The sequence below is a fragment of the Sphingobacterium sp. CZ-UAM genome (assembly GCF_002000245.1).
Lineage (GTDB): Bacteria > Bacteroidota > Bacteroidia > Sphingobacteriales > Sphingobacteriaceae > Sphingobacterium.
Genome location: NZ_MTCM01000004.1, coordinates 214,214 through 228,864 on the forward strand (window position 1 = coordinate 214,214; position 14,651 = coordinate 228,864).

At 42.6% G+C, this 14,651-nt stretch carries 14 protein-coding genes; 8 read left to right on the plus strand and 6 right to left on the minus strand.

Going from position 1 to position 14,651, the window contains the following annotated elements:
• Positions 1-66 precede the first annotated feature (66 nt).
• The 5 genes from BWD42_RS16845 to BWD42_RS16865 all read left to right on the plus strand — a co-directional run bounded on the left by BWD42_RS16845 (position 67) and on the right by BWD42_RS16865 (position 7,190).
• On the plus strand, positions 67-1,425 hold the full coding sequence (locus BWD42_RS16845; protein WP_217700096.1) for a TolC family protein: 1,359 nt from the start codon (positions 67-69) through the stop codon (positions 1,423-1,425).
• A complete protein-coding gene (locus BWD42_RS16850) occupies positions 1,415-2,506 on the plus strand; it encodes an efflux RND transporter periplasmic adaptor subunit (RefSeq protein ID WP_077437564.1) in 1,092 nt (363 codons plus the stop codon). The genes BWD42_RS16845 and BWD42_RS16850 overlap by 11 nt, the downstream gene beginning before the upstream one ends.
• A gap of 21 nt (positions 2,507-2,527) precedes the next feature.
• On the plus strand, positions 2,528-5,635 hold the full coding sequence (locus BWD42_RS16855; RefSeq protein ID WP_077437565.1) for an efflux RND transporter permease subunit: 3,108 nt from the start codon (positions 2,528-2,530) through the stop codon (positions 5,633-5,635).
• Between the two features lie 184 nt (positions 5,636-5,819).
• Entirely contained in the window at positions 5,820-6,653 is an 834-nt protein-coding gene (locus tag BWD42_RS16860) for a sulfite exporter TauE/SafE family protein (protein ID WP_077437566.1), read from the plus strand.
• A gap of 135 nt (positions 6,654-6,788) precedes the next feature.
• The gene (locus BWD42_RS16865; RefSeq protein WP_077437567.1) at positions 6,789-7,190 is read left to right on the plus strand and encodes a DUF1634 domain-containing protein; all 402 of its coding nucleotides are present in this window, start codon (positions 6,789-6,791) and stop codon (positions 7,188-7,190) included.
• Positions 7,191-7,210: 20 nt separating this feature from the next.
• On the opposite strand, the gene BWD42_RS16870 is transcribed toward BWD42_RS16865, so the two are convergent.
• The gene (locus BWD42_RS16870) at positions 7,211-7,750 is read right to left on the minus strand and encodes a GNAT family N-acetyltransferase (protein WP_077437568.1); all 540 of its coding nucleotides are present in this window, start codon (positions 7,748-7,750) and stop codon (positions 7,211-7,213) included.
• A 375-nt stretch (positions 7,751-8,125) separates the two neighbouring features.
• Here BWD42_RS16870 and BWD42_RS16875 point away from each other — a divergent pair, with 375 nt between their 5' ends.
• On the plus strand, positions 8,126-8,755 hold the full coding sequence (locus tag BWD42_RS16875) for a Crp/Fnr family transcriptional regulator (protein WP_139351194.1): 630 nt from the start codon (positions 8,126-8,128) through the stop codon (positions 8,753-8,755).
• 107 nt (positions 8,756-8,862) lie between these two features.
• Positions 8,863-9,456: a YceI family protein gene (locus BWD42_RS16880; RefSeq protein ID WP_077437570.1), complete on the plus strand. Its 594-nt coding sequence runs from the start codon at positions 8,863-8,865 to the stop codon at positions 9,454-9,456.
• A 144-nt stretch (positions 9,457-9,600) separates the two neighbouring features.
• Here BWD42_RS16880 and BWD42_RS16885 read toward each other — a convergent pair whose 3' ends face one another.
• The 4 genes from BWD42_RS16885 to BWD42_RS16900 form a co-directional block, all read right to left on the minus strand.
• Positions 9,601-10,386 (minus strand): SDR family oxidoreductase, encoded by a 786-nt coding sequence (locus BWD42_RS16885; protein ID WP_077437571.1) that lies wholly within the window; start codon positions 10,384-10,386, stop codon positions 9,601-9,603.
• 75 nt (positions 10,387-10,461) lie between these two features.
• Positions 10,462-12,117, minus strand: a complete 1,656-nt coding sequence (locus BWD42_RS16890) for an ABC1 kinase family protein (RefSeq protein WP_077437572.1) — start codon at positions 12,115-12,117, stop codon at positions 10,462-10,464.
• A gap of 114 nt (positions 12,118-12,231) precedes the next feature.
• The gene (locus BWD42_RS16895) at positions 12,232-12,873 is read right to left on the minus strand and encodes a hypothetical protein (RefSeq protein ID WP_077437573.1); all 642 of its coding nucleotides are present in this window, start codon (positions 12,871-12,873) and stop codon (positions 12,232-12,234) included.
• The gene (locus tag BWD42_RS16900; RefSeq protein WP_077437574.1) at positions 12,863-13,366 is read right to left on the minus strand and encodes an RNA polymerase sigma factor; all 504 of its coding nucleotides are present in this window, start codon (positions 13,364-13,366) and stop codon (positions 12,863-12,865) included. Before BWD42_RS16900 ends, BWD42_RS16895 begins: the two co-directional genes overlap by 11 nt.
• 121 nt (positions 13,367-13,487) lie before the next feature.
• Here BWD42_RS16900 and BWD42_RS16905 point away from each other — a divergent pair, with 121 nt between their 5' ends.
• Positions 13,488-13,925 carry an acyl-CoA thioesterase gene (locus BWD42_RS16905; protein ID WP_077437575.1) on the plus strand — a complete coding sequence of 146 codons (438 nt, stop codon included), beginning with the start codon at positions 13,488-13,490 and terminating at the stop codon, positions 13,923-13,925.
• A 142-nt stretch (positions 13,926-14,067) separates the two neighbouring features.
• Here BWD42_RS16905 and BWD42_RS16910 read toward each other — a convergent pair whose 3' ends face one another.
• Complete coding sequence (locus tag BWD42_RS16910) at positions 14,068-14,511, minus strand: Hsp20/alpha crystallin family protein (RefSeq protein WP_077437576.1); 444 nt, start codon at positions 14,509-14,511, stop codon at positions 14,068-14,070.
• Positions 14,512-14,651 lie beyond the last annotated feature (140 nt).

Sequence of the window (14,651 nt, forward strand, 5' to 3'; positions counted from 1 at the left end):
TTTTTTAAGTATTTATTAAGGGGCTTTTAATCTGGGTGCTCTTTCTTTGTTGCATAAGATTCGATCATGATGACAAAGAAATCCTTGCTATTTTTGCTGTTTTTAAACGCGGTTGCTTTCGCACAACAGAAACCGACGGTAGCGCTCAATGCTATTCATCCGGAAAATGCAACCGTTCGTGCTGAAACTACTATTGATAAAACAATACCGCAGTCTTCCGGCAGAAAAATGACGCTGCTTGAATGCGAAGAAGCCTTCCGTAAGAACAACCTCTCTTTATTGACGCAACAATATGATATCAGCCAGGCTGAAGCGGATGTCATTCAGGCCAGGATCTGGGAGCTTCCGCAACTGGAAGTCGCCGTCAACGCCTATGATCCACAAAATAAAAAGGCATTCCATGTGGGCGGATCAAAAGATGCCAGCATATCCCAATTGCTTTATCTGGGTGGAAAAAAGAAAAATGAGGTTGAATTCGCCAAATCAAATGTCGAACTTTCGAAATTACAATTCAGCCAGTTGCTGGCCAGTCTACGCGCACAACTAAGAACAACATTCTATTCCCTTTATTTCGAACAACATAAACTGGCCGACATCAATGTACAACTGGATTACCTCAACAGCTTATTGACCGCCTACAAAGAGGAAGGGAAAAAGGGAAATGTTTCCCTTCGGGATCAGGTTCGCCTACAGACCATGGCCATCGATCTAACCAACGAAAAAACGAGTGCCACCAATGCCATTATTGCGATGCAACAACAGTTAAGGGTGCTGCTCTCCAATCAAGAGGACGTGCTTCCCAATCTGTCAGATGCTGAAGCGGATCGGGAACTGGCCATCAGGCCAGCAATAAGCATGGACAAAATATTTGACCTGGCACTTGAAAACAATGCGGACTATCAGTTTGCGTTAAAAACAGCCGAAAGCTCACAGCTGTTTACCAAGTGGCAAAAATCCCTGAATACACCGGACATCAATCTGGGCATAGAATACAGCCAGAACGGAGGTACATTTCACAATGAACTGAACCTCAAAGCAGCTATCCCACTTCCGTTATGGAAACAAAACAAAGGAAACATCATCAAGGCCAAATATGCGGAAGAAGAAGCCAAAAAAAATATCGAGGTACAGCGACAGCTGCTGGAATCACAGATCCGAGCCAACTACCAGTCCTGGGAAAATCAATACAAGCAATATTTCGCGATCACGGCTGACGACCTGCACAATATTGCTACAGTCTATGATGGTGTGTTCAGCAATTTCAGAAAAGGCAATATCTCCCTGGTTGAGTTCAGTGATTTTATGGATAGTTACCGCATATCCATCCTCAAACTTTACGATATGAAAAAAGAAATTATTCTTAATGCCGAGCAACTTAACTACTTGGCGCAAACCCCTATATTCAATTCAAGCCATGTCAACTAAACAACTTCTCCTCAGCACTGTGGCCATCGTATTCCTATACGCCTGCCAAAATCATAAAGAAACGGACAATTCAGCGATTGTCAAAGGTTTTGAAATCAGTGAAACGATGCTCAAATCGACGAGTTTCGTCCCCGTAAAAAAAGAAAATGTGACCGAGGAACTCAATTTCTTCGGTAAGATATCGGCCGATCAGAATAATTACATTGACATCTTTCCACTGGTTGGTGGAAATGTCGTATCCGTCAATGTATCCCTGGGGGATTATGTACGTAAAGGTCAGGTGCTCGCCACAATCCGAAGTACAGAGGTCGCTGGGATACAGAAAGACTTATCCGATGCAAAAACAGATCTGCTCCTTGCCGAAAAGAATTACCGTGTTGCAGAGGATATGTATAACGGCAAATTGAGTACCGATAAGGACATGCTTGAGGCCAAGGGGCAATTGGCCAAAGCCAAAGAGCAGTTGCGCCGTTCAGAAGCCGTCAGTCAGATCTACAACGTCCGTACCGGCAATATTTATTCCGTTGTATCTCCAATTGACGGGTATATTGTCCAAAAAAACATCAATAAAGATATGCAGTTGCGCAGCGACCGCAGTGACAATATTTTTGATGTAGCCAACACCAAAGATGTGTGGGCAATACTTAATGTCAATGAAACGGATATCGAAAAGATCAGTATGGGTATGCCAGCCGTTGTTTCCACATTAAGCTATCCCGATAAAAAATTCAAAGGCAGCATCGACAAGATCTTTAAAATCATTGACCCTCAGACTAATGCCATGCAGGCGCGTGTTGTACTGGACAACAAAGACGGTCTGCTTATTCCGGAGAGCAAGGCCACGATCAAACTACTCCATCATTCCAATACACAGGCCCTCGCCATCCCCTCAGATGCGGTGATTTTTGATCAGAACAAGTATTTCGTATTAATCTATAAGTCACAGAATGACATCAAGATCCGTGAGATCCAACCGCTGAAACAAAATGAAGAAATCACCTACGTCAGCTCAGGTTTACAGGAAGGCGAGCAGGTGATTGTCAACAACAAGCTTCTGATTTATAGAGCATTGAATAATTAACCTGTATAAGCTTTTTCGAGCATGAACAAATTCATTAAAAATATTATTGCCTTTTCCATAAAAAATAAAGCCTTTACCTTTATCTGGGTGGGCATTTTGGCAATTGCCGGCTTTATAAGTTTCAAAAGTATGCCGATTGAGGCATTTCCGGATGTAACCAATACGCAGATCACCATCATCACCCAATGGAATGGCCGTAGTGCGGAAGAGGTCGAACGTTTTGTGACCACCCCCATTGAATTGGGCATGAGTCCTGTTCAGAAGAAGACCAGCATCCGCAGTACCACCATGTTTGGGCTTTCCATTGTTAAAATCATCTTTGATGATGGCGTAGACGATACTTTTGCACGTAATCAGGTCAACAATTTACTACGCTCGGTCAGTCTTCCCGAAGACATTGATCCGGAAGTGCAACCACCATACGGTCCAACGGGAGAAATATTCCGGTATACCCTACATAGTGACCAACGGAATTCAAGAGATCTGCTGACTTTGCAAACCTGGGTTATAGACCGGGCATTGAGGGGTGTTCCAGGGGTGGCTGACATCAATGTGTTCGGTGGGCAGGATTTGGTCTATGAGATCAGTACTGACCCCATCAAATTGGACAAATATAACCTTACACCCCTACAGGTTTATGATGCGGTCAGCAAAAGTAACCTCAATGTCGGTGGGGATGTGATCGAAAAAAGTGGACAGTCCTATGTCGTGCGCGGTATCGGTCTGGTCAATTCGATCAATGACATCGAAAACATTACCGTGATCAACGAACGCGGCAACCCAGTATTTGTCAAAAATGTAGCGGAGGTCAAAGAGAGTTCCATGCCCCGGGTAGGGCAAGCCGGTTTTGGCAAAAGTGACGATGTTGTTGCCGGTACAGTGGTGATGCGCAAAGGAGAGAATCCCAGGGAGGTATTGGCAGCCGTAAAAGCAAAAATTGCGGAACTCAACGACAAGATATTGCCCAAGGATGTCAAAATGCAAACGTTCTATGACCGTGACAATCTGATGGATTTTACGACACATACCGTGATGCATAACCTGATCGAGGGTATCGTTCTGGTCACCCTAATGGTATTGCTTTTTATGGCGGACTGGCGGACGACTGTAATCGTTTCCATCGTTATTCCCCTCGCCCTATTATTCGCGTTTTTATGCCTTAAACTGGCGGGTATGAGTGCCAATCTACTTTCTTTGGGTGCGGTGGATTTCGGAATTATCATCGATGGTGCCGTAGTCATGGTCGAAGGTATATTTGTGATGCTGGATCATAAAGCCCATAAACTGGGCATGGAAAAATTCAACAAAATGGCCAAAGCGGGTTGGATCAAACAAACCGGTACCGGATTGGGGAAAGCCATTTTCTTTTCCAAACTGATTATCATCACCTCCTTGATCCCGATCTTTTCCTTTCAAAAGGTGGAGGGCAAGATGTTCTCGCCGCTGGCATTTACACTCGGTTTTGCCTTATTGGGGGCACTGTTATTTACATTGACCCTGGTACCGGCCCTATCCCATATCCTGTTGAACAAAAATGTCAAAGAAAGACATAATCCTTTTGTGGAGTTTTGGAACCGAGTAGTGGCAAAAGGTTTTGGATTTACTTTTAGAAATAAACGTCTGAGTTTAATTGTTGCTCTGGCCATCCTCGGTACCGTATTATTTTCCGCAAAATTTCTGGGAACAGAGTTCTTGCCCACCTTGAACGAAGGATCACTTTGGGTAACCGCCGAAATGCCGATGAGCACTTCCTTAAAGGAATCCATCAAAACCACCAAAGTGTTAAAAACGACATTGGAATCTTTTCCGGAGGTAACCGGTGTATTATCACAAACCGGACGAAGTAATGATGGAACGGATCCGAATGGTTTTGGATTTGTGCAATTTGCCGTAGCGCTGAAACCCAAGGAAGAATGGACACGAAAGATCAGCATGGATCAGCTGATCGAAGAAATGGACCATAAACTCAAGCAGTACCAAGGGATCACCTACAACTATTCACAACCCATTTCGGACAATGTCGCGGAAGCTGTCGCAGGATTTAAGGCCGAGAACGGGATTAAGATCTTTGGTGACAACCTTGCTACGCTGGACCGCCTATCGAAGGAGGTCTTCGCACAGATCAAGGATATACAGGGAATCAAAGAGCCCGGTATTATCCTGAATATTGGGCAGCCGGAAGTCAGTGTTATCCTGGACAGAACACGCATGGCTGCATTTAACGTGCTGCCAGCCGATGCACAGGCGGTACTGGAAATGGCTTTTGGCGGCAAGACCGCTTCAGTCTTATACGATGGTGAACGCAAGTTTGACATTCGGCTGCGGTATGCCCCGGAATACCGGAAGACAGAGAAGGATATTGCCCAGCTGATGGTGCCCTGCGGCGATGGTACGTTGATCCCGTTGAAAAGTATCGCAACAATAGAAAAGGACAATGGAGCAGCCTTTATCTATCGGGATAATATCCAACGCTATATCGGCATCAAATTTTCCATTCGCGACCGTGACCTAGGGAGTACCATAGCCGAGGCGCAGCAGAAAGTCAGCAAGATCAAATTGCCTGATGGCTATTCCATTGGCTGGACAGGCCAGTTCGAGAATCAGCAACGGGCAACCCATCGTCTGGCGCAAGTGGTGCCGATCAGTCTGCTTTTGATCTTCTTCTTATTGTTTATTTTATTCGGCAATATCAAGGATTCCTTGCTTGTTCTAGCCAATGTTCCTTTTGCATTGATCGGCGGAATCATTGCACTGCATGTGACTGGCATGAATTTCGGGATCTCCGCTGGCGTGGGTATGATTGCCTTATTTGGGATATGTATCCAAAATGGTGTTATCCTGATTTCCGAATTCCACCAGAACAAAAAAGATGGCCTGCCCAATGATCAATCGATCTACAAGGGTGTCAAATCGCGTACCCGTCCTGTTGTGATGACCGCATTAATGGCTTCCATTGGCTTGTTGCCAGCAGCACTCTCTACCGGTATAGGTTCGGAATCGCAAAAACCTTTGGCGATCGTCATTATCGGCGGATTGATATCTGCCACCATCCTGACATTGCTCGTATTCCCGATCATCTATGATATCTTCAATCGGGGGGAAAAAGTACAACGGAGAGTAGCAGATTAATACAATCATCACCTCTGCCTACGCCATGAGGCGTAAGGCAGTATTTCGTTTTTGGCTCAACTATGGATGTAACATTTGTATCTATTCGGTCCATAAAGTTTCAAAAGCAACAAAAAGCCCTTAAGTTTACAACAAATTATCGTCTGCGGGGTATCGTACCACGCAGGATCAATAGACAAAATATATGACTATTCTCACCTTTACGCTCATCCTTCTTTTGGGTGCATTTGTTGCGGGCCTCTTAGGGTCCCTAACAGGCCTGGGCGGCGGAGTGGTCGTCATTCCATTGCTGACCCTCCTCTTTCATGTCGATATCCGTTATGCCATTGGCGCCGCATTGCTGGCTTCAATTGCCACCTCTTCGGGTGCCGCCACTGCCTATGTCAAGGAGGGAATTACCAATATCCGGCTCGGGATGTTTCTGGAAATTGCAACTACGGTAGGTGCTGTTATCGGTGCTATCATTGCGATCTATATGCCCACCAATACCATTGCCATTATCTTTGGCGTAGTACTGATCTTTTCAGCCGCAATGACGGTACGCAAGAAAAATGAGCAGGCTTTTTCGGGTGGTTCGGCTTTAGCCGAAAAGTTAAAACTAAACAGTACATATCCTTTGGATGGCAAGCTCGTGCCCTATAAACTGAGCAATGTGGTCGGTGGTTTTTCGTTAATGGGTGTCGCAGGTATCCTATCGGGCTTACTAGGCATCGGTTCGGGCTCCCTTAAAGTACTTGCCATGGATAGTATGATGAAAATCCCCTTTAAGGTCAGTACTACAACAAGTAATTTTATGATCGGGGTGACAGCAGCTGCCTCAGCCGTAGTCTATCTACAACGTGGGTATATGGATCCGGGAATCGCCTTCCCTGTTATTTTAGGTGTACTTTGTGGTGCGATTACCGGTTCAAAGCTCCTGAAAAGAATGAATCCCAAGACCTTGCGTATTATTTTCGCCGTCGCCATCACCTTGGTTGCACTGGAAATGATTTTCAATGGATTTCAACATAAATTTTAGACGAACACATTGTAGACAACTGATATTCAATGGCATCATAAGCAATATATCCATTTTTGAACAATGGGCTTATTTGAACAAAAAACGTAACGTACTCGTATTGGCAATAGACATTTAACAAGTAATTATTTGCAGATGAAACAGGTATTTTCAAAAATCTATTGGGGCGATAAAGATATCTCATTGCTAGTGGGACAGATCTTACGCACAGGTGTGATCCTGGCTTCCGCTATTCTGGTGATTGGTGGGATCTGGTATTTGACCGTGCATGGACAGGACGCAGTACCTAATTATAAAGATTTTGTCGGTGAAGGAAAAGCCAATACAACGATCAGCGGTATTATCGTGGGGGCATTTAACAAAAATATTCCCCAGATCATACAACTCGGGGTCTTACTCCTGATCTGCACGCCAATCGTACGGGTGATCGGCTCGCTATTTGGCTTCATCATCGAAAGAGACAAGCTCTATGTTATCATCACGTTGATTGTGCTGACTGTTATTATAGGCAGTATATTGAGCGGAGTCAAGGGATAGCCCGGCAGGAGAACCCCGCGTTATCTTTTGGATCTCAGCCAGGTAGATTTTTCCAGTGCATATTCAAAATTTCTCCGCTCGGGTTCATTAACATAGGAAACCAATTTCTCGGCTACCTTGCTTGCCCCCAAGCGCTCAACAGCTTTCTGTGAACGGATATTTTCTGCGCCTACATGTAAATAGATCTTATCCACAAAATTAAAGGCAAAGTCAAACATCATTTCTTTGACCAAAGGATTGATCCCGGTCCCCCAATAGGCGCGTGCATAGAACGTGAAACCAACAAAAATAGATTTTTCCGTTTCATTCAAACCATAATACCGGGTACTTCCGATGCATTCGCCCGTCGTTTTATCCAAAATAAGATAAGCTGCTTTGCTTTCCAATGCGACATCAAAAAAAGAGCGAAAAACCTCCTCTTTCCAGCGGTCTTTATTGGGATGCTGTTCCCATATCAGCGGATCTTTTGCTACTTGATAAAGTGCATCAAAATCGCTGGGATCAATCAGCTTTAATACGACCTTATCATTTTCAAGTTTATTCGGTGCTACAAACTTCATTTGAACATGTTTAACGTTGGATTTTTACCAAATTTTAAATTTTAATAAAAGATACCAATTATTGATGAAACCAAATTGAATAACACCTGCTGTTATTCAAATATTACACCAAAATGTTCAATTATCGATCAGGATTACATTTAGATCCGATGATCATCCACAATAACTTTACTGACAATAAGCAAGAAACGATCAAACTGGTAAAAACGGTTGAAGTGTCACTACCGGAAACACAAATTCGACAGGGACAAAGTTTCGCAAATTACATGATTCCATAAAATCTTCTGCGGAATGAATATCAAATACCGCAGCGGAAATGATTATAGTTGACATATGTCCCTTTAATGCGTATAAAATTGGTAAAAAATCAGTCCAGTGATTAAATTAACAGCGCAAAATTTCGTATTTTACCCCCTAATGGAACAGTTCAAGGAATTTGTAAAACAGCGGATCAATGTCAGTGAAGAGGAATTAAATGATATTGTATCACGATATCAGGTCAGAAAAATCAAGAAGAAAGAATACTTTTTAAGGGCGGGTGAGGTCTGTCATTATGAAGCTTATGTCCTCAGTGGACTGTTTAAATCATTTTATGTCACGGCTGATGGTATAGAACATATCCTACAATTTGCGATTGAAGACTGGTGGGTGGGGGATATTGCCAGCTTCAACTATCAGGAACCGGCCTTGCAGAATATCCAGGCCCTAGAAGATTCGGTGGTACTGACTTTATCGAAAACAGCTAAAGATAAACTCTACGAAGACCATCCGATCTATGAGAAGCTTTCCAGAATTATGGCCCAACGGGCACAGATTGCTTCCCAACACCGTATTATATCAAGTATAGGATTTACAGCCCAGGAGCGTTATCTGGATTTCATTAAACGTTATCCTAAAATATACCCCCGGATCTCCAATATGCAGCTGGCGTCGTATCTAGGGGTAACACAGGAGTTTCTAAGCCGATTGAAAAGACAGATTTTAAAGCCTAATCGAAATTCTTGACCTACATCAATTTTTTCTATTTAAGATTATCACACCTTTGCAGAAGCTTGTTCAAACAAACATTTTGAGCAATTAAACGTTTGATAAATAAACAAATAGAAAACAACATGAATAGATTTTTCCAATTTCTGGCAGTAGCAGTATTAATGGTTAATGTTGCTGTAGCACAAGTAAAATGGTCTGCTGACCCTGGACATACCAACGCGAGATTTGACATCAAACACCTTGGAATAAGTTTTGTCGATGGTCAGTTTACCAAAGTGGAGGGAACAGTGGAAACCGCAACTGCAACAAGTTTTAACAATGCAAAAGTAAACTTTTCCATTGATGTCAATAGCATTGACACCCGTATCGAAGCACGTGATAACCACTTAAAAACAGATGATTTCTTCGCGGCAGACAAATTTCCAAAGATGACTTTAAAATCTGTCAGCTTAAAAAATGCGAAAGCGAAAGGTAAATATATCATGGTAGCCGATCTGACCATCCGTGACGTAACTAAAAAAGTAACGTTTGATGTCACTCAAAATGGTGGCGTTATTACTGATCCTTGGGGAAAAACACGCGCTGGTTTTACAGCAAAAACAAAAATCAACCGCCAGGATTTTGGTATCAAATACAATGACAAATTACCTTCAGGTGTAGAAGCTGTTGCTTCTGATGTGGATATCATTGTTAATACAGAATTGGTTCTGAACTAAGCTACGACTTTTTACATCACACAAACTGAAATTAGCTACCCAAGATTTTGGGCAGCTAATTTTTTTTACGGCTATAGCCGTAAACCAATCTCTTTTTCTCGCCTTTAACCCTTTGCCGTAATTTGACTGCAGGTATTTTCCATCTTAAAACCCTTTCAACATCCCACCATCCAGCGGAATATTGGTTCCGGTGAGGTAGTTGGCATAGGCCGAGCAAATGAAAGCCACCAGGTAGCCATATTCTTCGGGCTTACCCAAGCGGGCTGCCGGCACCTGCTTTAAACGTAGCTGCAGCGCTTCCTCATAGGATATACCCAATCGCTGTGCATCCATATTAGTTAAGGATTGAATCCTCTCAGTATCAAATAAACCCGTTAAGATACTATTGACAGTCACACCTTCCTTTGCAACATCATCTGAAAGCGATTTGCTCCAGCTGATCAGTGCGGTGCGGATGGTATTTGATAGAACCAGGTTAGACACAGGTTCCTTCACGGTGGAAGATGACACATTAATAATGCGTCCATAACCGTTTGCCAACATGTAGGGTAAGGCACAGGATGTCGTATAACAGTGATTTTGAAATAAAAGTTCAAAGGCATGCTGGTAATCCGCCAGATTTTTCTGATCAATTGTCCCCGCCTGTGGCCCATTGGAGTTGTTGACTAGAATATCCACCCTATTGGATTCAAAATAGTTGTCTATTTGTACTTTATAGTCTTCATGATCATTGTAATCCACCAGAATATATTGGTGTACCTGCCCTCTTGAGCTATCCAGGTCTGCTAGCGTATCTCGTAGCTTATTTTCATTACGGGAGGCCAGGGTGATGCTTGCACCGCAGGAGGCCAAAACTTTGGCTATTCCGGCACCGATACCGGCGGAACTTGCACCAATCAAGGCTTTTTTTCCAATTAGATTGATTTCCATCTTTATTCGTATGCTTTTATCTTATATCAGATTATTCATTGTGTATAGTAAAGTCGCTGAACTCCAGCAGTTGATTTAATCATTGTCCTTTGCGCGAATCATGGCGATAAACAGATAGACAGCAAAGACCCATGCCGACCCCAAGCATATCCAGGCAAAAACAGGGATTCCCAGCCATTTGGGTTCAATACGCGCGACAATCACCATTCCGCCCAATAAGTTGAGTGACATAAACATAATACCGATCACTATGCGATTGACCCCTTTACGGAGTATGGCATTGAAGGAGCGCGCACTGATCAGACGATGATTTAAAGTGAAATTACCTGTTCGGAACAACCTTACTAAAGCACGCATATCCTCGGGAAGTTTCTCGACATCCCGTGCGAAAGACTCGATCTTATGTTTTCCTTTCTTGAACATCGCTTCCGGCGAAAGCCGTTCCATCATAATCCTTCGGGCAAAAGGCTTGATGCTCTCCATAATATTCAGGTCCGGATAAAGCTGGCGTCCGATGCCTTCCATCAGCGAAATACCCCGCATGAGCTGATAGATATATTCAGGAAAATACAAGCGGTTGTCACCGATAATTTTCCAGAGTTTATTGAACAATAGATCAAGACTCAGATCACCTAGGGAGACATTGTCGATCATGTCAAAAATCTCATACAATGAGCGTTCAAACTGGTTTCGGTCAGGGATATGGCTCACTACGGCGACATCTTCAATGACATCTGCCAGTCGGACCGCATCTTCGGAAATTGCCGATTGGATAAATTCTTCGAGCTGTCTACGGTCAATTCCGAGCAGTTTACCCATGTTACCAAAATCCAGAAAGGCAATGCGTCCGTCGGGCATTACCATCATATTACCGGGATGTGGGTCACCATGAAAAAAACCGTGGATAATCACTTGTTCCAGATACAGATTGATTCCATTTTTCACCAAGGTTTCCACATCCATTCCCCGTCGTTTTATTTCCACGGCATCCGTTACTTTGAAACCATCGAGATACTCCATACAGAGTACACGGTCAGAGGAGAGATCGGGATAAACTTTGGGAACTTTGATCAGTTTGTTGGCTTTAAAATTTTTAGCAAACCGTTCGATATTATGGCGCTCGATGACCAGCGACATTTCCTCCTGCAGGGTCATGGCAAAGGATTCTACGATCAGGGAAAGGTTGAGATTTTCCAATGCGTCATTGTACATGGTCAGTATCTTGGCGATGTCCCGCATGAGTGCAAGATCAACGCGCATGACTTCATCTATTCCTGGCCGCCGCACTTTTAAGACAACATTTGTACCGTCTTTTAATGTCGCCCGATAGACCTGAGCAATGGAAGCGGCGGCAAAAGGTTTTGACGCAATGCTTTGAAATTGTTCTGCGACATCAAGTCCCAATTCCTCGGTAAGATAATCCTGGATGTCAACTTCAAAAGGCGGAACATTATCTTCTAGCCGTTTGAGTTCCTCGACAAGATCTTTGGGGAGCAGTCCTTCACGGGTGGATGCCGATTGTCCCAGCTTGATAAAGGCTGGCCCGAGCTCTTCCAAAGCCATACGGATACGCGTATATACACTGATCTTATCAACATCTATATTACGTTCTAAGCTTGCTCTTGGCCCTTTCCATGGCAATCGGGCGATGGCATCTTTGAAACCATATTTTGCCAATATGCTTAAGATCTGGGAACTCCGTTGTAACTTCTTGGTCGGATTGTACATCATGGACAAGGATTTTCGAAAACAAGATACGGAACAAAAACCTTACCTTTTTCATTCCATGGTTTATTGAAAGTAAAAATTCACTTGCCTACAGATTTTTTGGTTATTCAAAATAAACTATTCTGCTTCCATCTGATCCAGGTTTTCTTTGATCTGTTTGAGATAATCTCCATAATAGGCGCGGATCATAAATTCGGTGATCAAGACAATAATTAAGATGGAAACAATCGCCGAGAGTGCCATCCATGCGATAAAATTGGGATCCTGCTGGAGCGTCTGTTTAAAATGATATAATTTTTCAAACCAGGCGATTGCCCTATTTTGACCAATCATAACGAGATAAAGGAATAAACCCTGGGGGATCATCACATAAGCTACGATACGATAGGTCTCGACTGCGTATTTAAGATCGTAATAGAGCTTGAGGAGATGTTCGCGGGATGCCAGTAGATCGATCTGCTTGGCGCTTTTGATCAGGTAATAAAATCGACGGTAATAGAGCAGGCTAGACAGCGAAATCTGTACAAGAAAAAAGTAATACGCAAAAGCTGCATAGCCTGAGATTTTATAAACCGGCAACATAGGCACAGCAATCAGGAAAAACATGCATACCACCCAGGATACAAATTCCCGCTTGATATTGCGTCTCAGCTTGACCATGATATTACCGACCTCCTTATAGTGTTTGAGATTTGGATTTTGTAAATCCTCATCTGTAGGCTGCTCTTGCCACGATTTTTTTAACTCATCAAAATTCATAATTGTATTTTTTAATGATTTGTTGAATCCGTTCTTTCGTACGATTTAATTTAACCCGGGCATTGACTTCAGATATACCCAGATGCGCCGCAATTTCACGGTGGCTCTGACCTTCCAAAAATAAAAAGATCAATGCCTTTTCTACAGCGTTCAGTTCATGTACTGCCTGATAGAATATTTTTAGCTGTTCGTCTCTATCCGGATTATAGGATTCTTCAGCGAAGTCATGTCGTTCTTCCAGGCTATCGTAGATCCGATGTTTTTTCTCTTTCTTTAAAAATACCATCGCGGTATTCAGTGCAACCCGATACATCCAGGTTGAAAATTTACTTTGCTGCTTAAATGTTGCATAAGATTTCCAGAGCTGATATACGATTTCCTGATAAAGATCCTGCCGACCATCCTGATCATCCATATACATACGGCTCACCTTGACGATAATTCCTTTATTTTCGTCAATCAACTGGAGAAATTCTGTTTCCGAATGGGCCAATGGTAAATTTTTCTTTTAAGATCTTTTCAGGTAATAAGTATCGCAAACAAACAAAGTGTTACAGCTTAATTTAAAAATATGTAAATTGTTCATAAAAAGGAGGCAAATCACAATATTAATTATGGAAAATATATTTTATGAGGGGCAGGTCATCTGGGCGCAAATAGATGCCAATAGGCATATGCGACATTCTGCCTATGCGGATATCTGCGCACAGGCCCGGAGCAATATGTTGAATAAAATGGGATTTTCTTTGGACAAGTTCGCCCAGTTTCAGATCGGACCGATCTTATTTCGGGAGGAACTGATCTACAGCAAGGAAGTGCATTTGGATGAATATGTTCAGGTAAAAGTAGAATTGACCAAATACAATAAGAGCAATAGTCGATTTTCTTTTATCCATCAAGTTTACCGCGAAGATGGCACCCTATGCTGTACGGTTAACGTTGACGGTGCTTGGCTGGACCTTAAACTGCGAAAATTGACCAAATTACCAGAAGAAATGGAACCCTATCTCGCCAAAGTGCCGCGCGCAGCGGGTTATGAAGAGATCGGATAAAAAAATCCCTCGGAATACAACATATTCCGAGGGATCAAAACATAAACTAACCTAAAAACTATCTTATTCTGAGCATCAGCCGACTAGCTGTCGGGAGCTGCTAATCCTAGGATCGATATACCCAGATATGATCCGGATAAACTTATTTTACCTCGATCAAACGCTTTGCAATGATAGCGTCTTCTTTCTTACCAACCGTCAAGACCAATATCCCGCCTTCATAGGCAGCTTCGATATTGCTGTAGTCAACCGTTTCGGGTAAGGTAAATGATCTTGAAAATGAACTATAGTTGAACTCCTTCTTGCTATAAAGCTTTTCTTCACTTACTTGCTCTTCTTTTTTCTCAGCTGAAATCGTAATCAGATTTTTATCCACATTGATTTTAAAATCTGATTTATCCAATCCCGGAGCAGCCATCTCGATCTTAAATGATTTTTCGGACTCCGAAATATTTACTGCTGGAACACGTGAGACCAAACGGTCTGAAATAAAATTATCGTTAAATAAATTGTCAAATACAGTATTTACAAATGGATTTACTGCGTCTGTGTTCAAACTTTTTGTAGGGAATTTAATTAATGCCATTTTTTGTCCTCCTAATTTTTTTATTTTTTGTTAAGCTTTATTTTCTAACTCTTTTGTAGGGGATATTCAATTCACGTACCAACCGCAAAACAAAGACAAAATGACATTTTTAATTAACACGAAGCGCCATTTTGACACTA